Raw genomic sequence first — 22,529 nt, 5'->3', positions numbered from 1 at the left:
GCCAATCCCGATCAGGCGGCCGTCTTTCAGGTCAACGGATGCTCACGGCGATCGTCCGAAAGGCCTCGAGCAGGACGGGATCGAGCTTGCCCTGCATGTTCGTCAGGATGGTGTAGGCTTGCCCGGCGCCCATCGGCTCCTTGTAGGGGCGTCGTTCGATGAGGGCGGCATAGATGTCGCAGATGGTCGCCAACCGCACGAGGTCGGGAATGTCGCGCCCGCTCAGGCGATCAGGATATCCGGTGCCGTCAAGATATTCGTGATGGGAGCGCACCACCGCGAGCAGCTCGGCCGAATAGCCGTGTTCCACCAGCATGTCGTAGCCCACGGCAGGATGGGTCCTGATGATCCGTTGTTCGTCCTCATCAAGGCGTCCCACCTTGTTGAGGACGGCGACGGGAATCCTGGATTTGCCGATGTCGTGCAGCAGCGCAGCCTTCGTCAGGCGTTTGCAGTCGGCACCGTTGAAGCCCAGCTCCTTGGCGAAACCAGCCGCCAGACCTGCCACGAGGAGGCAGTGCTGGTGCGTGATGTCATCGAACCGCCAGACGACTTCGAGCCAGGTCTGCACGTCGGCCTTGCTCAGCGCCGTCTTGATGAACTCGGCGCCCGATTCGATCAGCTCTGGAGCGATGACGCCACCGCTGCGGCCGATCTCGAAGATCCGGGTCAGTGCGGCATCCGCCGAGGCGACATCGGCGGCGATCGAAGCGGACCCCGCCGGATCCGATTTGAGCATGGAGCCAAGGGCATTGACGAGGCTGTAGCCGGCTTGGTCCGCGCGCAGAACGCACATGGCACCCAACGCCTGCGCCGTCGCGTTTCCGCGCGACGTGTCATCGTGCAGCAGACAGAGATAGGGGACCTTTTCGGCGTTGGCCCGAGTTCGGCGGACGCGGTCGATGTATGACCGCAGGGCGGCGACGGTCGATGATTGCGAGAAGGAGACGTCGCTGATGATGACGCCGATGCCGTCGAGATCCCGCGTCCGTTCGCAGGTGTCGGGGTCGAGTACGTCGGCCACGACAGTGTGTCGGATCAGGTTCAGACTCTTGGCGAGACGTTCACCGCGGACCGGCATGTCGGTCAGGAGAAGCAGCGATGTCATGATGATCTCTGAGGTGTCCATCGGGCTCGCTGGCCCTTCCGGCACTGCGCAGCATCGGAAAGCCGCACGTCCATGGCGATGAAGAAGCTCGGGACCGACCGAGATTGCGCAGGGGTCCCTACAGCAGCCGAGCGGTCTTGATCCGGGATCGGCCTCGCGATGCCGTCGCGGAGCGCAACGAGCGCGATCGCGTCGCCGCTCCGTCGGTTCTGTAACGGTGTCGGTCAACGGCAGCGGCCGTTTCAGGGCGTCGAATGGTGGTCTCGTAGGCCACGTCCAGCTTCTTTTACGTATCTCGCGGGTCGCAGTGGCGCCTGCTCTCCTCGCGGATACTGCCGGGGATCTGTTAAGCGATCCTGTTTTGCCCTGACGAAAATTGAACGCGATCGCAGATTTATTCAAAGATCAAAGTCATCATACCTACGAAATCAATTATGGTGTTTTACTGTCAATACGACCTTTCGTCTTAGGTCTGACGGCTACGGGATCCGAAGATTGCTGTCCCGACCCGTACATGCGTCGCGCCCATCTGAATTGCCGCTTCGTAGTCGGCGCTCATGCCCATTGAGAGGGTCGGCAGCCCGTGGCGCTCGGCGATCGAGGCGAGGAGGCCGAAATGGGCCGAGGGCGGGTCCTCGGCCGGCGGGATGCACATGAGCCCCGAGATCGTCAGGCCATGGCCGTCGCGGCAGGTCTCCAGAAAGGCGTCGATGTCCGCGGGCGAGACGCCGGCCTTCTGCGGCTCGTCGCCGGTATTCACCTGGACGAGGAGCTTCGGGGCTCGCCCGACGCGGCCGATCTCCTTGGCGAGGGCTGCGGCGAGGGAAGGCCGGTCGAGCCCATGGATGACATCGAACAGTTCCACCGCCTCGCGCGCCTTGTTCGATTGCAGCGGCCCGACGAGGTGGAGCTCCACGTCAGGGAAGCGCTCGCGCAGGCCCGGCCACTTGGCCTTGGATTCCTGGACGTAGTTCTCGCCGAAGACCCGCTGCCCGGCCTCCAGGGCCGGCAGGATGCCCTCGGCCGCAACGGTCTTCGAGACGGCGACGAGGTGGATCGAAGCCGGGTCGCGCCCGAAATCCTCGGCGGCGCGGCGGATGCCGGCGCGCACCGTGACAAGGCCTTGGGCGACGGCATGGAATTCGGTCTCGGCCATGGTGCTCTCGCGGAGGGTGGTGGCAGCGTGGTGCGGCAGTAGCACCCGGCGCGAAGCCTGCAAGCATGCCCGCCGTCGCGGGCGTGTTGACCCGTCGGCCCCCCGTGCTAGTCCGGCGCGACATCCCGCTGTTTCGATCAAGCCCTTCCAACGCCTTGGCGCCCGAGTCTCGATGACCGCTCACCCGACCTCCTCCCACCGCTCCGCCCCGATCGAGCGCTACAATGCCAAGGAGGCCGAGCCGCGCTGGCAGGCGGCCTGGGCTCAGGCCGGAATCGACCGCACCGGGAACGACGACCCGCGCCCGACCTATTACGTGCTCGAGATGTTCCCCTACCCGTCGGGGCGCATCCATATGGGGCACGTGCGCAACTACGCGATGGGCGACGTGGTGGCCCGCTACAAGCGCGCCCGCGGCTTCAACGTGCTGCATCCGATGGGCTGGGACGCCTTCGGCCTGCCGGCCGAGAACGCCGCCATGGAGCGCAATGTCAACCCGCGCGACTGGACCTACGCCAACATCGCCTCGATGCGCGCCCAGCTCCAGGCCATGGGCCTGTCGCTCGACTGGAGCCGGGAGATCGCGACCTGCGACCCCGACTACTACAAGCACCAGCAGCGAATGTTCCTGGACTTCCTGGACAAGGGCCTCGTCACCCGCCGCACCGCCAAGGTGAACTGGGACCCGGTCGACAACACCGTGCTGGCCAACGAGCAGGTCATCGACGGGCGCGGCTGGCGCTCGGGCGCGCTCGTCGAGCAGCGCGAGCTGACCCAGTGGTTCTTCAAGATCACCGACTTCGCCCAGGACCTCTACGACGCCCTCGACGGGCTGGAGCGCTGGCCCGAGAAGGTCCGCGTCATGCAGAAGAACTGGATCGGCCGCTCGGAAGGGTTGGAGGTCCGGTTCGCGCTCGACGGCCGTGACGGCGAGATCAAGGTCTACACGACGCGGCCCGACACGCTGTTCGGCGCCAAGTTCCTGGCCGTCGCCGCCGATCACCCGATCGCGGCGGACGCGGCAGCCGCCAATCCCGCCTTGCAGGATTTCATCGTCGAGTGCCGCCGCACCGGCACCGCGCAAGCCGCGATCGATACGGCGGAAAAGCTCGGCTTCGACACGGGGCTGAAGGTCCGCCACCCCCTCGACCCGTCCTGGCTGCTGCCGGTCTACGTCGCGAATTTCGTGCTGATGGAATACGGCACCGGCGCCGTCTTCGGCTGCCCGGCCCACGACCAGCGCGATCTCGACTTCTCGAACAAGTACGGCCTGGGCAACACGCCCGTGGTCTGCCCGGAAGGGCAGGACCCGGACAGCTTCGTCATCACCGACACCGCCTATGACGGCGAGGGCCGGATGATCAATTCGCGCTTCCTCGACGGCATGAGCACCGACGACGCGTTCAAAGCCGTGGCCGACCGCCTCGAAGCCGAGACGCTCGGCAATGCCCCGGTGGGATCGCGAAAAGTCCAGTTCCGGCTTCGCGACTGGGGCGTCTCGCGCCAGCGCTACTGGGGCTGCCCGATCCCGATCATCCACTGCGAGACCTGCGGCCCCGTGCCGGTGCCGGTCGCCGACCTGCCGGTGACCCTGCCCGAAGAGGTCTCGTTCGACACGCCCGGCAACCCGCTCGAGCGCGACCACACTTGGCGCAACGTCCCCTGTCCGTCCTGCGGCGCGGCGGCTCGGCGCGAGACCGACACCATGGACACCTTCGTCGATTCGTCCTGGTACTACGCCCGCTTCACCGCGCCGTGGCTCACCGACGCGCCGACCGACCCGGACACGGTGAAACGCTGGCTGCCGGTGGACCAGTATATCGGCGGCATCGAGCACGCGATCCTGCACCTGCTCTACGCCCGCTTCTTCATGCGGGCGATGAAGGCGACCGGCTGGTCCGACGTGTCGGAGCCCTTCGACGGATTGTTCACGCAAGGCATGGTCGTCCACGAGACCTACCGGGACGAGGCCGGCGCATGGGTGCCGCCGAACGAGATCCGGTTCGAGACGGCGGAGGGCGAGCGCCGGGCGGTTCACGTGAAAACAAACGCGCCGATCGCCATCGGCGCCATCGAGAAGATGTCGAAGTCGAAGAAGAACGTGGTCGACCCCGACGACATCATCGCGAGCTACGGCGCCGACACCGCCCGCTGGTTCATGCTCTCCGACTCGCCGCCTGAGCGCGACGTGATCTGGACCGAGGACGGCGTCCAGGGTGCCGGCCGCTTCGTCCAGCGGGTCTGGCGCCTCGTCTCCCAGGCCGCCGCCATCGATGAAAAAGCCGCCGCCATCGACGGGCCAGCCGGTGCCGCCGACGCGGCCCTGCGCAAGGCCGCCCACAAGGCGCTGGCGGCGGTGGAGGAGGATGTCGAGCGCCTGCGCTTCAATCGCTGTGTCGCCCATATCTACACCCTCGCCAACGCCCTCGAAGAGGCGCTCAAGGGCGGACTCTCCCGCGCCGTCGCCGACGAGGCCGCCGGCATCCTGGTGCAGCTCATCGCCCCGATGATGCCGCATCTCGCCGAGGAATGCTGGTCGGCGCTTCGTCGTGGCGGCCTTGCCGCCCATGCGCCCTGGCCGGTGGTGGAAAGCTCGCTGCTGGTCGAGGATGAGATCACCCTGCCGGTCCAGATCAACGGCAAGAAGCGGGCTGACGTCACGGTCCCGGCTGGCGCCGACCCGAAGGAGGTCGAAGCCCTGACCCTCGCCTCCGAGGCGGTGCAGAAGGCTCTAGAGGGCCGGACGCCGCGCAAGGTCATCGTTGTGCCGGGGCGGATCGTGAACCTGGTGGCGTGAGGCTCCTGGGGATCCTGATCGGGACACATGCAACTCGATTCGCCCGTCGGCATTCCGACGTCATTCCTGGGCGCCGCAGGCGCACCCGGAATCCATAGCCGCCGACGGAGCCGACTTAAGCATACGCGGCGGTTATGGATTCCGGGCTCTGCGGAGTTCATCCTTGGACTGGCCGAAGGCTAGATCCGGGGGCAGCCCCGGAATGACGGGATTGGTGTCGTCAGCCCCGGCCGATTGCACCATGGTCTTCTCCTCCGTGAACCGAGTTCAGGGCCCGCCCCCATCCCGCCGTACTGGAATCGTAAAGCTTGAGCCTTATACGGGTGACGAAGGACCGGTGATCGCCGTAAGACGGCGCCGCGGGGTCTGAGCCGGGACGATGACGGGCATGATGCGTGTGACGAAGCGGATGGCGGTGCGGCTCGCCCTTGTCGGCGCCCTCTCCCTCAACCTCTCGGCTTGTTTCCGCCCGCTCTACGGGCCGACGGCCTCCGGCGAATCGATGGTCGCGCTGCTCGCCTCGATCCAGGTCGACGATGTCAGCATGGCGCAGGGGCAGGAGCGCATCGGCCATTACCTGCGCAGCGAGCTGATCTTCGACCTCGACGGCTCGGGCGCGCCATCCCCCAAGCGCTACCGCCTGAAGATGCAGGGCAGCGAGGCGGTGCAGACGCCGATCGTCTCCTCGACCACGGGCCGCGCCGAGGCCGGCACGATCATCGGCACGGTGAAGTACTCCCTGGAGAACCTCGACGGCACCAAGATCATCACCGAGGGCGTCGCCACCTCCACGGCGACCTACGACCGTTCGATCCAGCGCTTCGCCTCGCTTCGCGCCGCCCGCGACGCCGAGATCCGCCTCGCCAAGGTGCTCGCCGAGCAGATCAAGACCCGCCTCGCCTCCGTTCTGGTGACGAAGCCCTGAGCCGCTCGGCCGGGGCAAGACGATGACGCTCGTCAAGGCTCACGAGGTCGAAGGGCTGATCCGGCGCGGGCCGGACCCGCGGATCGGCGTCATCCTGCTCTACGGTCCCGATACCGGCCTCGTCTTCGACCGGGCCAAGCGCCTGGCCGAAGCCTTCGTGCCCGACCCGAACGACCCCTTCGCCCTGGTGAAGATCGACGGCGACGCCCTCGCCCAGGATGCCGGGCGGCTCGTCGACGAGGCGGGGACTGTCGGGCTGTTCGGTGGTTCGCGGACGATATGGGTGCGCCCGGGCAACCGCAATTACGCTCCCGCTGTCGAGGCGGTGCTGGCTGCGACCCTTGTCGACACCCGGATCGTGGTGGAGGCCGGGGATCTCGGGAAATCCGCGCCGCTGCGGACACTGTGCGAGCGCTCGCCCAAGGCTTTGGCGCTGCCCTGCTACCCGGACGACGACCGGGCGCTCGCCGAACTCATCGACCGCACCCTGCAGGAGAGCGGCCTGCGCATCGCCCGCGAGGCCCGCGACGTCCTGGCCTCGAGCCTCGGCGGCGACCGCCGCGCCAGCCTGTCGGAACTCGAGAAGCTCGCCCTCTACGCCAACGGCCGGAGCGAGGTGAGCCTCGACGACGTCGAGGCGGTGGTCAGCGATGTCGCTGGCAGCGTCCTCAACACGCTGATCGACGCGGCCTTCGCCGGGCGCAGCGACGAGGTCGAGCGCGATTACCGCCGCTTCCGCCACGAGGGCATGGACCCATCGGTGATGCTGGGGAGCGCCCTGCGCCATGCCCTCACCCTTCTGGCGACGCGGCTCGCCGGCGAGGGCCAGAGCGCGAGCGCCATGGTGGCGAACTGGCGCGGCCTGCATTTCCGGCGCAAGGCCGTCGTCGAGACGCAGCTCACCCGCTGGTCGCCGGCCGCCCTGCGCCATGCCCTTAGCCTCCTGCAGGAGGCGATCCTCGCCTGCCGCCGCTCCGACCCGGAATTGGCGCATGCGCAGGCCTCGTCCGCGCTGCTGAGGATCGCCGGGGAAGCGGCGAGGCGCCGCTGAACAAAAAAGCCCCGCGACGGGACCGAAACGATCGGGTCGCGGGGCCAGTACCGGCCGGCAGGATCGAACGCTGTTGAGACGGATCCGACGGCCGCGTCAAAGTGCGAACCTTGGGAAGGACGAGCACTTCGAACGGTCAAGTGTCATGATCGATATCCGTTCCAGGTGAAGGGCGCGTTTCCCGGCAGGGTAAACGAGATCTGCACTCCCCTCCCCCTTGTGGGGAGGGGTTAGGGGTGGGCTGGTTCCGCCTGAACGAGCCCAGGGTCACCCAGCCACCCCCACCTCCCTGCTCCTCCCCGCGAGGGGGACGAGAGGCGTGTGTCCCTGACCGCGACGCACATCCGTCGGCGTGGTAGGGGCCGGCATCTGCCGGAAACTTCACACATGGTCGCTCCCGCTTCCCGCCCGCACCCAATGGCCCCAGCGCCATCCGACCTGCCGCAGACCGAGGCACCCGCGGGAAGCGTCGGCGAGGTCTTTTCCGCCTTCCTCAAGCTCGGGCTCACCGCCTTCGGCGGCCCGGTGGCGCATATCGGCTATTTCCGCACCGAGTTCGTGGCGCGGCGGCGCTGGCTCGACGAGGCCGCCTATGCCGACCTCGTCGCCCTGTGCCAGTTCCTGCCGGGCCCGGCCTCGAGCCAGGTCGGCCTCGGCCTCGGCCTGATGCGGGCAGGACCGCTCGGCGCGCTCGCGGCCTTCACCGCCTTCACGCTGCCCTCGGTGCTCATCCTCATGGCCTTCGCGTACGGGCTGACGATGGCGGGTGGCCTCGGTGGCGGCTGGCTCCATGGGCTGAAGGCCGTGACCGTGGCGGTCGTGGCGCAGGCGGTGTTCGGCATGGCCCGGAATCTCGCACCGGACGGGGCGCGGGCGACGCTGCTCGTGGCCGCCGCCCTCGTCGCCCTGGCGTTCCCTGGATCGATCGGCCAGGTCAGCACGATCCTCCTGGGAGCGGTGATCGGGCTGTTCCTGCCGGGCGACACGGCTCCTGCTCAGACCGGCGGGCGGAGGACGAGGCTCAGCCGCCGCCTCGGGGCCGCGGCTCTCGCCCTCTACGGCGTCCTCCTCGTCGCCCTGCCGCTGCTGGCGACGGCCTTTCCGACGCAATCGCTGCAGCTCGCCGACGCGTTCTACCGGGCCGGCGCCCTCGTCTTCGGCGGCGGCCACGTGGTGCTGCCGCTGCTCCAGGCCGCGATCGTGCCGAAGGGCTGGATGAGCGCGGATACCTTCCTCGCCGGCTACGGCGCCGCCCAGGCCGTGCCGGGGCCGCTCTTCACCTTCGCGGCCTATCTCGGGGCCGCGATGGGGCCGGAGCCGAACGGATGGCGGGGAGCCCTCCTCTGCCTCGGCTTCATCTTCCTGCCGGCGATCCTCCTCGTGTTCGGGGCACTGCCGTTCTGGGAGGTTCTGCGCCGCGGCGTCCGGGCGCGGCGCATGCTCTCCGGCGTCAATGCCGCCGTGGTCGGGCTCCTGCTCGCCGCCCTCTACGACCCGGTCTGGACCAGCGGCATCCGGGGCCCCGCCGATGCCGGGCTCGCGGCGTCGGCCTACCTCGCCCTGGCGGTGTGGCAACTGCCGCCTTGGTCGGTGGTGATCGGGGGGGCTTTGGTTGGAGCGATGCTCGGATGAGCCAGATCGAGAACGAGCAGACCAAGCTCCTGGCCGCCAACCTCGACCGCGCCAGCAGCGGGTTCGTCATCGCGGGCTTCGTGACGCCGGTCGTCGCCCTGAGCTTCCAGGTCCCGAACTCGCCGCCGATCAGCATCTGGACCGTCGCCTTCTCCGTCATTTGGCTGTTCGTCGGAACGGCACTACATCTGTTGGCACGCCGCGTTTTGCGGGGACTGAAGCCATGACCTTCCTCGAAGCCTACGTCCTGTTCGGCATTCCCGTGCTGGCCCTCGGCACGGCCTATCTCGCCGTGCGCTGGCACGAGCGCAGCCTTCGCCGATCGATGCCCGCGCCCGAGATCAAGGGCTCAGCTCACCCTTCGGCCCCGAAGGGCACGCACCGGAACGCACCGTAATCGCGCCGCGCCAGCCGCTCGGCGAGTGCCGGGAGGAACAGGCCCGCCTCCTCGGCGAGCTTCCAGGGCGGGTTCACGACGATGAGGCCGTTGCCGTTGAGCCGGGTCGGATCGGGCTCGGAGACCATCAGGTCGAGGCGCAGGGCCGGCCGGTCCAGCGCCCGGTGCAACTCGGCCACCATGCGGTCGATGGCGGCCACATCCTTGATCGGGTACCAGGCGAGATAGATGCCCGTCGGCCATTTCGCGACCGCCTTTGCGAGTGAGGCTCCGAGCCGGTCGATCTCGCCGGCCTCCTCGTAGGGCGGGTCGATCAGCACCAGGCCGCGGCGCTCCGGGGGCGGGATCAGCGCGTTGAGGGCGGTCCAGCCGTCGAGATGCATCACCTTGGTGCGGGCATCCTGGTTGTAGCGCGCCCGCAGCGTCTCGGCGTCGTCCGGATGGAGTTCGACGAAGACGCCCTGGTCGCCCGGCCGCAGGAACTCGCGGATGATGGCGGGCGAACCCGGATAGATCGTCTCGCCATGGCGCGCCCTGACGGATGCGACGGCCGCGCGATAGGGGTCGAGCAGAGCCTCGATCTCGTCCGCGAACGCGTCTTCCAGGCGGCCCCAGCCTTCGTGCCACTCGCCGGTGCGCCCGGCCTCGTCGCCCATAAGGTCGTAGAACCCGAGGCCCGCATGGGTGTCGATCGCCCGGAAGGCGGTGGGCTTCTGCTGGAGATGGACCAGCACCCGCGTCAGCACGAAGTGCTTGAGGACGTCGGCGAAATTGCCAGCATGGAAGGCGTGGCGGTAATTCACGAGACTAGCGCGCCGCTTCGATCGTGACCTCGCCGGCCCGGCAATTCTGGCGGGCGAGTTCGGGGCAGGGAGTGAAGTCGCGAAGGTCCTTCGAGAAGCAGATGCGCACCTCCTGCAGACGCCCGCTCTTGCAGGTCACCGACATCATGTCGGGGCGCAGGCCCTTGTTCGCCATGACGAACTGGCGGGCGATCTCGATCGGTGCCGCGCGCCGTTCCTCGTTCGCGGACCTGAAGGCGTCCGGGATCGTCACGGCGAGGCGCGCCTGCTTCGTCGCCTGGAAATAACGGGTCGGGTCGAGGCCCGAGCAGGTGCCGTGCTTGCGCCACTCGTAGCGGGCGAGCCCTTCAGACGGGTAGACCTCGCCCGCGACCTCGATCGCCTGGCGGGTCGGAGAGCGCACCACGCTCGAACATTCGGAGGGGTAGCCGCGGGCATATTGCGGCCAAAGCCCATGGACGACGAAGCCGAGGCCACGCCCCGGCCGGCATTGGCCGTCGCCATCGCGGCGCCCGCCGGTGCCCTCGCAATAGGCCGGCGACCACGACAGGGCGAGGACGTAGAAGTCGAACTCGCCCGGCGTGCCGCCGCGATCGCCACCGAAGCCCTGCGCGAGCGCCTGACCGCCGATCGCCAACAGCGCCGCCGCGGCGAGCGCGGGAAGGCGCCTCAAGGCCGGGCTTCGCGGCAGGCCGTGGCGTAGGCGAAGGCGAGGTTGCGGTCGAGGCCGTGGACGCAGAACTCCACGCCCCAGCCCGCGCCGATGAGGCCGAGCCCCTCGCGCACCGAGTAATCGACCTTGCGGCGCACGCCGTCCGAGGTGGTGGCCACCGCCGAGCAGAACCGGCGGGGGTAGTAGTCGAGGCCCCATGGCCGCCAGGCGGTTCGCTCGATCTTGTCGTAGGCGACGATGGTGAGCGACGAGTTCCAGAACTTCGCCTCCTTCTCGGCGAACTGGGTCGCGACCCGCTCGAGCACGCTCGCATCCTGGCAACCGGGGATGTCGCCGTCAAAGGGGAACTCGCGCTCCTCGGCGGGGGTGATCTCCTCGCGCGCAGAGCGGGCGAGGGCGGGCTGAAGCGCGCCTGCGAGGATCAGACCGAGGGCGAGGGCGGTGAAGAGCGGATTCGAGCGCATGCCGGCGTCATCCAATAGCGGTTCGAAATGTGTCATCGACGATGGTCCCTGCCGCCCGTCTGTCAAGCTCGCGGGTTGGTGGCACGGTGCTTTGGTGAGGGGCTGGGGTTTGGCGGGCACAGTGCGAAGGTCAGGATATCGGGAGGCGCGTCGCCGCCTCGACTCCGCTATGGAAGGGATACCGCTTCCACCCGCCTCTGCCATGAGGCATCGATCGGCGTCGCTCGTCGCGGGACCGATGGTGAAGGGACATGATGCTGCGAAGCGAGCAACGCACGATCGGGTCAGCCATGACGCGAGGAACCTACGTCGCCGCCGTGCTGGCGCTCGGTCTCCTGTATCCCGCTCGGGCGCGCGCCACGGAGGCCCCATGCGATGTCGCGGATCTGGCCGTCGCGACGTTTCCGGTGCCGCCGCAGAGCGCGACGGCCTACCGGCGTGCTCAGCAGATCGGAGATATGGCGGGCCGGACACGGGATGCGGACGCCGCCCTGCTGGGAGACAGTCTCACACAGCTGTGGCCCGACTCCTCGGTCCAAGAGGTGTTCGGGCCCAACGTCCTCAATCTCGGGGTCGGAGGCGACCGTACCCAGAACGTACTCTGGCGCCTGCAGGACGAGCGCTATGCGCGGCTCTCACCCAGGACCGTGTTCTTGATGATCGGGACGAACGGTCTCGGTTCGGGCGACAAAACCTGCGCGATCCGGGAAGGCATCCGACGGATCGTCGAACGGATCGACACCCTATGGCACAAGCCCTTCCTCGTCGTCGTGGGCATCCTGCCGAGAGGCAGGAAGTCCTCGTTTCGCGACGCCGAGCGCGTGAGCCTCAACGGCGAGGTGAGGGGGCTTCTGAGGGAGCGAGGCCATGCCGTGATGGTCGATGCTGCCGAAGCCGCCCTTCGCTGCGAGGAGGACCAGTGCGCGAGTTTCACGCCGGACATGGTGCATCTCGCGCCGCCGGGATACGCTGCGCTCGGCGCAGCCGTTCGCAGCGCTTTGGATGCGGCGAAGACGCCATGAGGCAGGCGAGCTCTCGTTGAGCACCCCGTTCATCGACGGCGAGCGACAGTCTGCCTAGAACACCCCGTTCGAGTTGGCGGAGTTTTCGGGCAGGATTTGCAGCACGTCCCAGTGCTCGACGATCTTCCCGCCGCCGTCGAGCCGGAAGATGTCCATGGCCGCGTAATCGTGGTCGCCCGGCCAGTGCTGGAGGCAGTGAAGCACGACGAGATCGCCCTCCGCGATCGCCCGCCTCACCTCGACCCGCTTGCCGGGCCATTCCCGCGCCATGCGTTCGAAATAGGCGATGAAGCCGTCCTTGCCGCTCGCCACATGCGGGTTGTGCTGAATGTACTCGTCGCCGGCGAAGCACTCGATGGCCTCGCGCGGCCGGCACCCGTTGAACATCAGCTCGTAGAAGGCGATCACATTCGCCTTGTTTTGCGCAAGGTCGGTCATGCCGTCCTCCTCAGTTCGGGCCGGATCCTATGATGGATGCCCTGAGGCCTGCTCGATCGCCTCCATGCCTGATCGCTCCTGGGCGGCAGCCTGCTTCAGCCGTGATCCCTAGTAGATCGGCCCCGGCATCGCACCAGGCGCGGCCAGCGACAGGGGCTCCTCGAATCCGGGCGCCGGCTCGTCGAACTGGGCCGTGCGCTGGGCCGGGGGCCGAGGGGCATAGGCGCGGACCGGTGGCACTGTCGCATAGGCGGAGGGCGCGGGCGGCGCCGGCGCGCGGGCGACCTGCGACGGCGCACGGGGTGCGTTCCGCGAGGACATCGGCGAGACGCCGTAGGGATCGTCCTCCTCGATGTCGACGGGCGCCTGCGGCGGGGCCGGCTGATAGGCCGGGGCAGGGCGGCGCGTGGCCGGGCGGGCGATTCCGCCGGCGCCGAGCTGCGACTCGAACTTGAGGATCGGCTTGCAGACCCGGCGCAATCCGCGCGGGTCGTGGCGGGCGAGATCCACGTGGAAATGGTCGTAGTGGAACATGTCCGAGCCTGGTGCCAGCACGGTCGAGAAGCGTTGGCAGGCCCCGTAGAAGACCTCGCGCAGGAAGCCTTGCTCGGCCTCGGTGCCGCGCCAGCCGCCCTTGACGGTGATGACGTAGCCGTCGGCGAGCTTGAACGACATGATGTCGACGGCATTGCCGAAGGAATGCTCCGACAGCTTGGCGCCCACCTGATTGTTGCGACCGCGGCAGGCATAGGAGCCGGCATTGATCTCCGCCACCGGCTGCCCGAAATACAGGTTGGCGGCCGGCTGGATCGTGTCGGCGAGCCAGGCTTCCGCCTCGGCGAGGGCCGGGCAGGCCAGGGTCATGCGCTGCTTCATGACGACCGAGCCGCCGCCGAGCCGCGTGACCCGGAACGGCTGCTGCATGCCGCAGGTGCCGGGACCCTCGATCGCCTTTGCCGGCGTGATGAACTCGGTGGTCTCGACGAGGCGCTTCGACAGGCAGGCCTGCTCGGCCTGGTCGCGCCAAGGCTCGCGCTGCTCGAACCTGTTGAGCGCACAGCCGGTGAGCCCCGCGCCGACGAGCGCAAGGGCGGAGAACGCGAGAACGCTACGCCACATGCCAGGGAGAATGCGAGGGATTGCGTAAACGGGGCGTCAACGCTGATCGCGCCTTCCCACGGTGCCTGTGGACGCCTGTTGACAGCGGCCGTGCCGCGACGAAGGGATACGCCCATGCTTTCCCTCTTCGATCTCCGCACTCGCATCGCTTCAGGCAGCCTGACCCCGGAGGCAGCCATCGCCCTGTCGCAGGAGGCGATCGCACGACAGGAGCCGGCGATCGGCGCCCTGGTGCGGCATCAGGCCGACCCGGTCATCCCTCGCTCCGGTCTCCTCGCCGGCATTGCGGTGGGCATCAAGGACATCATCGATACCGCCGACATGCCGACCGAGATGGGTTCGCCCATCTATTCCGGCTGGCAGCCGAAGGCCGATGCGGCGATCGTGGCGCGGCTCCGGGGGCTTGGCGCGGTGCCGCTGGCCAAGACGACGACCTGCCCCTTCGCCAGCCTGGACCCGACGCTCACCCGCAATCCGCGCGACCTCGACCATACGCCCGGCGGCTCCTCGGCCGGCTCGGCGGCGGCGGTGGCAGCGGGCATGCTGCCGCTCGCCCTCGGCACCCAGACAGGAGGATCGGTGATCCGGCCGGCGGCCTATTGCGGCATCGCCGGGATCAAGCCCTCGTTCCGGCTCCTGCCGATGGTTGGGATCAAGACCTTTTCCTGGGCCCTCGACACCCTCGGGCTGTTCGGCGCAGGCGTGCGCGACATTGCCCACGCCCTCGCGGTGATCGCCGATCGTCCGGCCATCGACCTGGGCGAGGCACCGGGCGTTCCCCGGATCGGGCTCGTGACCCAGGATTTTGCCGGCAAAGCGGAGCCCGAGGCGATCGAGGCCCTGGCGCTCGCCGTCCGCGCTGCCGAGGCGGCAGGTGCAGACGTGGCGACGATCTCCTTGCCTGACATCCTGGCGGACGCCTTTCACGCCCAGGGCACCATTCAGGATTTCGAGGCGCGCCAGGCGCTGGCCTGGGAGTACGCGGCCCATCGCGCCGCCTTCGGCCCGATGCTTGGACCGCAGCTCGACGCCGCGCAGGCGATCACGGCCGACGATTACGACAGCGCCCGTCGCAGCGCCCACCGCGCCCGGCGTGCCCTCAAGGACGTATTCGGGGAGGTCGACGTCATTCTTACCTTCTCGGCGCCCGGCCGGGCACCAATGGGCCTCGGCAGCACCGGCTCATCCTGTTTCAACCGGCTATGGACCTTGATGGGCGTGCCTTGCGTGACCGTGCCGGTCCCCGGCGAGGGCCTGCCCCTCGGCGTCCAGATCATCGCTCCCTTCGGCGACGACGGCCGCGCTCTGGCGGCGGCGCGGTTCATCGAGCTGGCACTTGCGGCCTGAGGCACCCGCGCCTCTCGAACGGAGGCGGAAATGTCGACGCAGAACCTCGTCGCATTCGCAGTCACCTGCCTTCTCATCGAGATCACGCCGGGGCCGAACATGGCCTATCTCGCGGTTCTGAGCGCGGTAAGCGGACGACGCGCCGGGCTCGCTGCCACCGTCGGTATAGCGCTCGGCCTCCTCGCCGTCGGGCTCGCCTCCGCCTTCGGTCTCGCGTCGCTGATTTCCACGTCGCCGCTGGCCTACGAGGCTCTGCGCTGGGGTGGGGTCGTCTATCTGCTATGGTTGTCGTGGGATGGTTGGCGCGACGCCGAAACCTCGGCCGCAAAGGCCGATGCTCCCGCGGGCGATGCGGGCTATTTCGCCCGCGGTCTCGTCACGAACCTGCTCAACCCCAAAGCGGCGGTCTTCTATGTCGCCGTCTTGCTGAGCTTCGTCACAGCCGGCATCGCGGTGCTCCAGCAGACGGTTCTGCTGTCGGCGATCTACGTTGCCATCGCCACCGCGATCCATTCCGGCATCGTCGTCCTGGCCGGGGCGGCCCGGCCCTTCCTCGAAGACCCAAGCCGAAGCAGGGTGTTGCGCCGAACTCTGTCCCTCGTCCTGGCCGGCATCGCCGTCTGGTTCGCCTATGCGACGGCCCGATAGAACCATCGGTCACGAACCGAGTCCCAATTTCCGGGTCGATGCCATAGAGGATCGCCGTCTGTCCCGGTGTGGAGCTTCGTCGAGCCGCACCCGCTCCACGCCACGGTTCCGGTCGCCCGAATCCGATGCCATCCTGGAAACACGCCGTCGCCAGAGCCTTCGATCGCGCCGAGGATTACGAATCCTTCGCGGCGATCCAGGTCTTGGCCGCCACTCGACTTGCAGGCGTCGTCGGTTCCCAAAGCCTGCCTCCGGTGCCACGGATCCTCGAAGTCGGCTGCGGCACCGGGTTGCTGACCCGCAGGTTGAGCACTGCCTTGCCAGGTGCCGCGATGGTCGTGTCGGACCTCGCTCCAGCCATGGTGGAGCGCTGCCGCGCCGGCGGCGGGTTCGCCGAGGGGACATGCTTCCTCGCGATGGACGCCGAGCGCCCCTGCCTGCTTCCGGGTTTCGATCTCGTCGCATCGAGCCTCGCAGCCCAATGGTTCGAGGATTTGCCCCGTGCGTTCATGGGCCTCGCCGGGCTGCTGGCGCCGGGCGGCCTCATCGCCTTGACGACTCTTGCGGCCGGCACGTTCCGCGAATGGGCCGAGGCTCATGAGGGAACCGGCTCGCGGCCGTCGACGCCGACCTATCCGACGATGGAAGCCCTTCGCGCGCTGCAGATCGGCGGATGCTCGGTCTCGGTCTCCGTGGAGCCGCTGACCGAGACCCATGCGGATGGGCGCGCCTTCCTCCGCTCTCTCAAGGCGATCGGCGCCGGCACGCCCGACGGTGCAAACGCGGCCTCGCCCGGCGCCCTGAGGAAGGTATTGCGCCGATTCGATCGCGCCGGTGCAGCGGTGACCTATGAGGTCGCCACCTGCCTGATTCGGCGCCTCTGAGGTTTCACGTGAAACAGCGAATGCGCCCTCTCAACTCCGCTCGCCACGGCGAAGCAGGAACACCCCTTGGGCGCCCATCAGGTTCCAGACCCACCAGGGCATCGCGAAGCGCATCGGCCGGCCGCTGGCATTGAGGGCGCTGGCGGTCTCGATCTGGGCGCCGACCATGCGGCAGAGGCCGACGAAGTCGCGGATGGTGCAATGGTGGATGTTCTGGGTCTCGTACCAGGCCTCGGGCATCAGAGCCGTCACCGGCATCCGCCCGCGGAAGGCGAGCTCGGCCCGCACCCGCCAATGCCCGAAATTCGGAAACGAGATCACCACCTGCCGGCCGATGCGCAGCAGGTGTTCGAGCACGATGCGCGGGTTCCGCGTCGCCTGGATGGTCTGGGAGAGGACCACCACGTCGAAGGCATCGTCGGGGTAATTCTCGAGATCGGTGTCGGCATCGCCCTGGATCACCGGCAGGCCGCGGGCGAGGCAGGCATTGACGCCCTCGCGGGAGAGCTCGATGCCGCGCCCGTCGACGCCGCGCCGGTCGCGCAGCAACGCCAGGAGCGAGCCGTCGCCGCAGCCGATATCGAGGACGCGCGCGCCCGGCGGCACGAGGCCGAGCACCGCGAGGTGGTCGACGCGGGCGCCGTCGCTGCGCGGCAGGGTGTCGACGCTCTGCCAGGGCGCCGTCTCGCGAAGGGTCGTCACAGCCCACGCGCCCTGGCGGCGGCCTCGATGAAGCCCTTGGCGGCGGCAAACATCACCGGCTCGTCGAGAAGGAAGGCGTCGTGGCCCTTGTCGCTCTCGACCTCGACGAAGGCGACGGGCGCCGAGGCCGCGTTGAGGGCGTGCACGATCGCCCGTGAATCAGCTGTGGGGAACAGCCAGTCCGAGGTGAAGGACATCACGCAGAAGCGGGTCTTGGTGCCCCGGAAGGCATTGGCGAGCACGCCGCCTTGATCGGCCGCGAGGTCGAAATAATCCATCGCCCGGGTCAGGTAGAGATAGGCGTTGGCATCGAAGCGCTCGACGAAGCTCAGACCCTGGTGGCGCAGGTAGCTCTCGATCTGGAAATCGGCGTTGAACGAGAAGGTCGGGGCCGAGCCGCCCTGGAAGCGTCGCCCGAACTTGCGGTGCAAAGCCGGCTCCGAGAGATAGGTGATGTGCGCGCCCATCCGGGCGACCCCGAGACCCTTGGCCGGGCGGGTGCCCTCTTCGAGGTAGCGCCCCTCGGCCCAGGCAGGGTCGGCCATGATCGCCTGTCGGCCGACCTCGTGGAAGGCGATGTTCTGGGCCGAGTGGCGGGCGCCCGTGGCGATCGGCATTGCGGCGAAGACCCGCTCCGGATAGCTCGCCGCCCATTGCAGCACCTGCATTCCACCCATGGAGCCGCCGATGCACAGGAAGAGGTCGGGGATCTCCAATCGATCGAGCAGCATCGCCTGCGCCCGGACCATGTCGCGGATGGTCACGAGGGGGAAATCGAGGCCGTAGGGTCGCCCTGTTGCGGCGTCTATCGAAGCCGGCCCGGTCGAGCCCATGCAGCTCCCGATGACGTTGGAGCAGATCACGAAGTAGCGATCCGTGTCGATCGGCTTGCCCGGCCCCACCAGGGTTTCCCACCAGCCGGGCTTTCCCGTCACCGGATGGGTGTGGGCGAAATGCTGGTCGCCTGTGAGGGCATGGCAGATCAGGACCGCATTTGAGCGCTCCGCATTGAGCGTGCCGGCCGTCTGGTAGGCGATCTGGAACGGGCTGAGCGCGACGCCGGCATCCATCGCCAGCGGCTCGTCCGGCCCGAACGACGCGACGGGGCTCGTCGGATCGGCGGCCTGCGAGACCTCGGGTGCGAATGCTCGCAGACGTGCCTCCTCATGGGAGGCGCCCGGTGCTGGAGCGAGGTCGAGGGAGGTGTCCATGGCGGGTCCGGACGGCCGCGTCCGTCGTGAAACTGTTGGAAAGACGGCAAAGACGGCATCATGACATTGGGGCCATGACGCTGATGTTCGAGCGGAGGTAATGTGCGCCCTCGTGAGCGTCAACGAAAGGCCGGGTGGCCCTCGTCCGCACAAGACCTTAGACCAAGTCCCAGATTTCGCTCGAGAGACACTGCTCGAGCCAGCTGTTCCGGACCCCTCATGCGCTTCACCCCGCGTTCCGCCCCACCCCTGGAGGACCTTGCCGCCTTGCGGGCGGAGATCGACCGGATCGATGCCGAGATGCATTCGCTGCTGATCCAGCGCGGTTCGATCATCGACCGCCTCATCGCCGTGAAGAAGACATCGGCCTCCGGCTCGGCCTTCCGGCCCGGACGAGAGGCCTCGATGATGCGGCGTGTCGCCGAGCGCCACCGCGGGCTCCTGCCCCTCGACACCGTCGAGGGGATCTGGCGCGTCATCATCGCCACGTTCACGTGGGTCCAGGCGCCGTTCGCCGTGCATGCGGACATCTCGGGTGGGGACGCGGCGATGCGCGATTCCGTGAGGTTCCATTTCGGCTTCACGGTGCCCTACCGGCCGCACCCGACCTGCCTCGCCGTGATCGAGGCGGTAGCGGCCTCGCGCGGGGATCTCGGCATCTTCCGGCTCGATTCCGAGCCGACCTCTGCAGCGGCTCCCTGGTGGGAGGGCCTGGTCGGAGAGGGGCGGCCCAAGGTGATCGCGCGCCTGCCCTTCATCGAGCGGCCGACCCATCCGGCCGGCACCCCGGTCTTCGTCGTCGCCAACCCCCTCGACGATCCGGCCGCAGCCCAGCGCGACTGGGTACTCTACGCGACCAAGGTCACCGAGACGACGCCGCAGGCGATCCGGGCGGTGCAGGACCTCTACGGCGAGCTCGTCGCCCGCGATGGCGACAGCCTCCTCCTGGCGGTGCCTGGCGGCGTCGGCGCCCGGCAGCTCCACGAAACCCTGGACCGCGCCGGCGCCGGACCGGCCGCCCTCGACGAGATCGGCAGCCACGCCGCCCGGTTCAGGGTGTGATCCTGACGGGTGCGGCGATTGTTTTGCGCATTCGCCGGTGTCCAGGGCGGTGCGAAATGCGCTAGAGGGGCCGCTTCGCCCACTTTCCGGCGCCGTATCCCGTGATGACCGCTCAGACAGACGCAAGCCCGGCCCGACCCATGCCTCGTCCGGGTGTCCTCGCCATTGAGGCCTACGTGCCCGGCAAGAGCGGGGCGCCGGGCGCGCACAAGGTCCACAAGCTCTCCTCGAACGAGACGCCGCTCGGGCCGAGCCCGAAGGCTCTGGCGGCGTTGCAGGCGGCGGCGGGCAAGCTCGCGCTCTATCCCGACGGCAATGCCACAGAGCTGCGCTCGGCCATCGCCGCGCGCTACGGGCTCGACCCGGCCCGGATCGTCTGCGGCGCCGGTTCGGACGAACTTCTGTCGAATCTCGCCTACGCCTACCTCGCGCCGGGCGACGAGGGCATCTTCACCGAGCACGGCTTCCTCGTGTACCGGATCGCGATCTTGGCGGCCGGTGGCATGCCCGTCGTCGTGCCCGAGCGCGATCTGACGGCGGATGTCGACGCGATCCTCGCCGCCGTGACTCCGCGCACGCGGATCGTCTACATCGCCAACCCCAACAACCCGACCGGCACCTACCTGTCGTTCGAAGAGGTGCGGCGCCTGCATGCGGGCCTGCCGGGCAACGTGCTCCTCGTCCTCGACGGTGCCTATGCCGAATATGTTCGCGCCAACGATTACAGCGCCGGGCTCGAACTCGTCCTCGACTCGGACAACGTCGTGATGACCCGGACCTTCTCGAAGATCCACGGTCTGGCGACCCTGCGCATCGGCTGGATGGTGGCTCCGCCGGAGGTGGCCGACGCGGTCAACCGCATCCGGGGGCCGTTCAACGTGTCGGGGATCGGCATCGCCGCCGGGGCCGCCGCCATCGCCGACGAAGCGCATGTGGCCGCTGCCATCGCCCATAACGAGGACTGGCTCCGGCGGATGAGCGAGCGCGTCTCGGACCTCGGACTGAGAGTGACGCCGAGCGTCGCGAACTTCCTACTCGTCCACTTTCCGAACGAGCCCGGCCGCAATGCCGCCGATGCCGACGCCTTCCTCACGGCGCGCGGGATCATCGTCCGGCGTGTGGCGGCTTACGGGTTGCCCAACGCCCTGCGGGTGACCGTGGGGGCCGAGGAGGCCAACGAGGCCTTCCTCGATGCCCTGACGGCGTTCGTGGAGGGTGCACGTGGCTGACCCTGCCCCGTTGCGCCGCCTGGCCATCGTCGGGCTCGGGCTGATCGGCTCCTCCCTGGCCCGCGCCGCCCGGCATTACGGGATGGCGGAGTCCATCGTCGCCATCGACCGCGATCCGGCCGTGCTCGACCGGGTGAGGGCGCTCGGCCTCGCCGACGAGGTCACCGGCGATCTCGCGGGCGTGGCCGAGTCCGATCTCGTCATCCTGTGCGTGCCGGTGGGGGCCGTCGGGGCGGTGGCCGAAGCCATGGCCGCGCATCTCACGCCCGGCGCGATCGTCTCCGATGTCGGCTCCGTGAAGGTCGCGGTGGTCCAGGCGCTGAGTCCGCATCTGGCGCCCGGCATCCATTTCGTGCCGGCCCATCCGGTGGCGGGCACCGAGTATTCCGGCCCAGATGCAGGCTTCTCGACCCTGTTCTCCGGGCGCTGGTGCATCCTGACGCCGCTGCCCGAGAGCGATCCCGAGCCGGTGGAGCGGGTCCAGCGTTTCTGGGAAGGCATCGGCGCCATCGTCGAGACGATGACGCCCGAGCACCACGACCTCGTCCTGGCCATCACCAGCCACGTGCCGCATCTCATCGCCTACAACATCGTCGGCACCGCCGCCGATCTGGAGGAGGTGACGCAGTCGGAAGTGATCAAGTTCTCGGCCGGCGGGTTTCGCGATTTCACCCGCATCGCCGCCTCCGACCCGACCATGTGGCGCGACGTCTTCCTCGCCAACAAGGATGCGGTCCTGGAGATGCTCGGGCGCTTCAACGAGGATCTGTCGGCCCTGGCCCGGGCCATCCGGTGGGGCGACGGCGACGCGCTCCATGCCCTGTTCACTCGCACCCGCGCCATCCGCCGCGGCATCGTCGCCATGGGCCAGGAGACCGCCGAGCCCGATTTCGGGCGTGGGCGCTCGGGCTCGAAGCCTGAGGCGCCCTGATCGTCAGTGAAAGAACGGCAGGGCGTGTGGCGCGTAGAAGCCGAAGCCGAGGAGCGCGATCCCGATCACGCCGAGCCCGCCGCCGAGGAAGGCCAGGGCCGCGATCCCGGTGATGACCTGCGCCGAGGCCAGCACGATCCCGATCTGGAAGGCGGCCGAGCCGAACTCGTACTGGTGATAGCGGTGGAGCGCGAGGTCGCGACGGCCCTCCGAAGCGATCGCCTTCGCCTGCAGCTCCTTGCGGCCTTCGCCGCTGGCCGGGTCGGATTCCCAGCGCGCAAGGTTCTTCGCCCATTCGGCGCGCTTGGCCTTGATCGCCTCGGGGTCGGCCCCCGCCGGCGGGGTCAGCGCCAGGGTCTCGTCGGCGGTGCGCAGGATCGTGCCGCGGATGGTGCGGGCCTGGAAGTACGCCCACTGGTTGGCGGATTCGACGTTGGCGCTGAGCGCCTCGGTCTGCGCGCCCTTCGCCAGCGTCTCGGCAAGCGCCAGGAACAAGGCCAGCACCGAGATCAGCAGCGCGACCTTCTTGTTCGACCCCTCGACAGAACCGTGTCCCGACATGATGCCCCCGTGTTGGCGATTCGTTGCGCGGACTCACAACCGATCGGGCACCCAAGCGCAACCGTTTCGTCGGGCACCGTCATTCCAGGGCGCCGCAGGCGAGCCCGGAATCCAGAAACACAGGACAAGGTCACGGAAGGCGCTAAACTGTGCAGGGCGCCCAGAATCGTGATGGGATCCGGGCCCAATGACCTGTATGACTTGCTTTGTCTATATGCTCGCGAGCGGCCGGCATGGAACATTGTATATCGGCGTCACCAACAATCTGGCTCGCCGTGTCCGTGAGCATAAATCGGTTATCCGGATTATCGCGTGGAGTCGGCGAAGCCATCAAGCCAGCCCTTGGTGTGGAATGTGTTGCACCGATTG

At 68.4% G+C, this 22,529-nt stretch carries 23 protein-coding genes and 1 pseudogene; 14 read left to right on the top strand and 10 right to left on the bottom strand.

Going from position 1 to position 22,529, the window contains the following annotated elements; all coding sequences use genetic code 11:
- Nucleotides 1-31: 31 nt before the first annotated feature.
- Together K2Y56_RS20215 and K2Y56_RS20210 are read right to left on the bottom strand one after the other, a co-directional pair.
- Nucleotides 32-1,108 carry an HD domain-containing phosphohydrolase gene (locus K2Y56_RS20215; protein WP_292511770.1) on the bottom strand — a complete coding sequence of 359 codons (1,077 nt, stop codon included), beginning with the start codon at nt 1,106-1,108 and terminating at the stop codon, nt 32-34.
- Nucleotides 1,109-1,574: 466 nt separating this feature from the next.
- Entirely contained in the window at nt 1,575-2,264 is a 690-nt protein-coding gene (locus K2Y56_RS20210) for a YggS family pyridoxal phosphate-dependent enzyme (protein WP_292511768.1), read from the bottom strand.
- A 172-nt stretch (nt 2,265-2,436) separates the two neighbouring features.
- Between K2Y56_RS20210 and leuS the strand changes: the two genes are divergently transcribed.
- The 6 genes from leuS (at nt 2,437) to K2Y56_RS20180 (ending at nt 9,066) form a co-directional block, all read left to right on the top strand.
- Nucleotides 2,437-5,061 (top strand): leucine--tRNA ligase, encoded by a 2,625-nt coding sequence (gene leuS / locus K2Y56_RS20205; protein ID WP_292511766.1) that lies wholly within the window; start codon nt 2,437-2,439, stop codon nt 5,059-5,061.
- A gap of 388 nt (nt 5,062-5,449) precedes the next feature.
- Nucleotides 5,450-5,986 carry an LPS assembly lipoprotein LptE gene (gene lptE, locus K2Y56_RS20200; protein ID WP_292511764.1) on the top strand — a complete coding sequence of 179 codons (537 nt, stop codon included), beginning with the start codon at nt 5,450-5,452 and terminating at the stop codon, nt 5,984-5,986.
- Nucleotides 5,987-6,008: 22 nt separating this feature from the next.
- On the top strand, nt 6,009-7,037 hold the full coding sequence (gene holA / locus K2Y56_RS20195) for a DNA polymerase III subunit delta (RefSeq protein WP_292511762.1): 1,029 nt from the start codon (nt 6,009-6,011) through the stop codon (nt 7,035-7,037).
- Between the two features lie 417 nt (nt 7,038-7,454).
- Nucleotides 7,455-8,669: a chromate efflux transporter gene (chrA, locus tag K2Y56_RS20190; protein WP_292512092.1), complete on the top strand. Its 1,215-nt coding sequence runs from the start codon at nt 7,455-7,457 to the stop codon at nt 8,667-8,669.
- Nucleotides 8,666-8,896, top strand: a complete 231-nt coding sequence (locus K2Y56_RS20185) for a hypothetical protein (RefSeq protein ID WP_292511760.1) — start codon at nt 8,666-8,668, stop codon at nt 8,894-8,896. The genes chrA and K2Y56_RS20185 overlap by 4 nt, the downstream gene beginning before the upstream one ends.
- The gene (locus K2Y56_RS20180; protein ID WP_292511758.1) at nt 8,893-9,066 is read left to right on the top strand and encodes a hypothetical protein; all 174 of its coding nucleotides are present in this window, start codon (nt 8,893-8,895) and stop codon (nt 9,064-9,066) included. The genes K2Y56_RS20185 and K2Y56_RS20180 overlap by 4 nt, the downstream gene beginning before the upstream one ends.
- Here K2Y56_RS20180 and rlmJ read toward each other — a convergent pair.
- From rlmJ to K2Y56_RS20165, 3 genes are read right to left on the bottom strand one after another with little or no spacing between them, the layout of a single operon-like run.
- Nucleotides 9,024-9,869, bottom strand: a complete 846-nt coding sequence (rlmJ, locus tag K2Y56_RS20175) for a 23S rRNA (adenine(2030)-N(6))-methyltransferase RlmJ (protein WP_292511756.1) — start codon at nt 9,867-9,869, stop codon at nt 9,024-9,026. The two genes, K2Y56_RS20180 and rlmJ, sit on opposite strands and share 43 nt — an antisense overlap.
- Nucleotides 9,870-9,873: 4 nt before the next feature.
- The gene (locus K2Y56_RS20170; RefSeq protein ID WP_292511754.1) at nt 9,874-10,542 is read right to left on the bottom strand and encodes a ribonuclease T2; all 669 of its coding nucleotides are present in this window, start codon (nt 10,540-10,542) and stop codon (nt 9,874-9,876) included.
- Nucleotides 10,539-11,006, bottom strand: coding sequence for a hypothetical protein (locus K2Y56_RS20165; protein WP_292512089.1), 468 nt, complete (start codon nt 11,004-11,006; stop codon nt 10,539-10,541). Before K2Y56_RS20165 ends, K2Y56_RS20170 begins: the two co-directional genes overlap by 4 nt.
- A 290-nt stretch (nt 11,007-11,296) precedes the next feature.
- On the opposite strand from K2Y56_RS20165, the gene K2Y56_RS20160 reads away from it, so the two are divergent.
- A complete protein-coding gene (locus tag K2Y56_RS20160; protein WP_292511752.1) occupies nt 11,297-12,028 on the top strand; it encodes a GDSL-type esterase/lipase family protein in 732 nt (243 codons plus the stop codon).
- 54 nt (nt 12,029-12,082) lie between these two features.
- Here K2Y56_RS20160 and K2Y56_RS20155 read toward each other — a convergent pair whose 3' ends face one another.
- Together K2Y56_RS20155 and K2Y56_RS20150 are read right to left on the bottom strand one after the other, a co-directional pair.
- The gene (locus K2Y56_RS20155) at nt 12,083-12,466 is read right to left on the bottom strand and encodes a nuclear transport factor 2 family protein (RefSeq protein WP_292511751.1); all 384 of its coding nucleotides are present in this window, start codon (nt 12,464-12,466) and stop codon (nt 12,083-12,085) included.
- Nucleotides 12,467-12,574: 108 nt separating this feature from the next.
- On the bottom strand, nt 12,575-13,585 hold the full coding sequence (locus tag K2Y56_RS20150; protein ID WP_292511750.1) for an extensin family protein: 1,011 nt from the start codon (nt 13,583-13,585) through the stop codon (nt 12,575-12,577).
- A gap of 114 nt (nt 13,586-13,699) precedes the next feature.
- Between K2Y56_RS20150 and K2Y56_RS20145 the strand changes: the two genes are divergently transcribed.
- From K2Y56_RS20145 to K2Y56_RS20135, 3 genes are all read left to right on the top strand, one after another.
- Nucleotides 13,700-14,932 carry an amidase gene (locus tag K2Y56_RS20145; protein WP_292511748.1) on the top strand — a complete coding sequence of 411 codons (1,233 nt, stop codon included), beginning with the start codon at nt 13,700-13,702 and terminating at the stop codon, nt 14,930-14,932.
- Nucleotides 14,933-14,962: 30 nt separating this feature from the next.
- Entirely contained in the window at nt 14,963-15,580 is a 618-nt protein-coding gene (locus tag K2Y56_RS20140) for a LysE family translocator (protein ID WP_292511746.1), read from the top strand.
- Nucleotides 15,581-15,705: 125 nt separating this feature from the next.
- Nucleotides 15,706-16,464, top strand: a complete 759-nt coding sequence (locus K2Y56_RS20135; protein ID WP_292511743.1) for a methyltransferase domain-containing protein — start codon at nt 15,706-15,708, stop codon at nt 16,462-16,464.
- 30 nt (nt 16,465-16,494) lie between these two features.
- On the opposite strand, the gene metW is transcribed toward K2Y56_RS20135, so the two are convergent.
- Both metW and K2Y56_RS20125 read right to left on the bottom strand, forming a co-directional pair.
- Nucleotides 16,495-17,166 carry a methionine biosynthesis protein MetW gene (gene metW / locus K2Y56_RS20130; RefSeq protein WP_292511740.1) on the bottom strand — a complete coding sequence of 224 codons (672 nt, stop codon included), beginning with the start codon at nt 17,164-17,166 and terminating at the stop codon, nt 16,495-16,497.
- Nucleotides 17,163-18,377 (bottom strand): homoserine O-acetyltransferase, encoded by a 1,215-nt coding sequence (locus tag K2Y56_RS20125; protein ID WP_292511737.1) that lies wholly within the window; start codon nt 18,375-18,377, stop codon nt 17,163-17,165. The genes metW and K2Y56_RS20125 overlap by 4 nt, the downstream gene beginning before the upstream one ends.
- 219 nt (nt 18,378-18,596) lie before the next feature.
- On the opposite strand from K2Y56_RS20125, the gene K2Y56_RS20120 reads away from it, so the two are divergent.
- The 3 genes from K2Y56_RS20120 (at nt 18,597) to K2Y56_RS20110 (ending at nt 21,599) form a co-directional block, all read left to right on the top strand.
- Complete coding sequence (locus K2Y56_RS20120; protein WP_292511733.1) at nt 18,597-19,439, top strand: chorismate mutase; 843 nt, start codon at nt 18,597-18,599, stop codon at nt 19,437-19,439.
- Between the two features lie 104 nt (nt 19,440-19,543).
- Complete coding sequence (gene hisC / locus K2Y56_RS20115) at nt 19,544-20,668, top strand: histidinol-phosphate transaminase (protein ID WP_292511730.1); 1,125 nt, start codon at nt 19,544-19,546, stop codon at nt 20,666-20,668.
- Complete coding sequence (locus K2Y56_RS20110) at nt 20,661-21,599, top strand: prephenate/arogenate dehydrogenase family protein (protein ID WP_292511727.1); 939 nt, start codon at nt 20,661-20,663, stop codon at nt 21,597-21,599. The genes hisC and K2Y56_RS20110 overlap by 8 nt, the downstream gene beginning before the upstream one ends.
- A gap of 3 nt (nt 21,600-21,602) precedes the next feature.
- On the opposite strand, the gene K2Y56_RS20105 is transcribed toward K2Y56_RS20110, so the two are convergent.
- Entirely contained in the window at nt 21,603-22,160 is a 558-nt protein-coding gene (locus tag K2Y56_RS20105) for a DUF4337 domain-containing protein (RefSeq protein WP_292511725.1), read from the bottom strand.
- Between the two features lie 196 nt (nt 22,161-22,356).
- On the opposite strand from K2Y56_RS20105, the pseudogene K2Y56_RS20100 reads away from it, so the two are divergent.
- A pseudogene (locus tag K2Y56_RS20100) lies at nt 22,357-22,455 on the top strand (GIY-YIG nuclease family protein); the annotation flags it as partial.
- Nucleotides 22,456-22,529: the final 74 nt, after the last annotated feature.

The sequence above is a fragment of the Methylobacterium sp. genome, assembly GCF_019745455.1.
Taxonomy (GTDB): domain Bacteria; phylum Pseudomonadota; class Alphaproteobacteria; order Rhizobiales; family Beijerinckiaceae; genus Methylobacterium.
The sequence above is the reverse complement of the archived record's forward strand: the minus strand, read 5'-3'. Positions and strand labels throughout refer to the sequence as shown.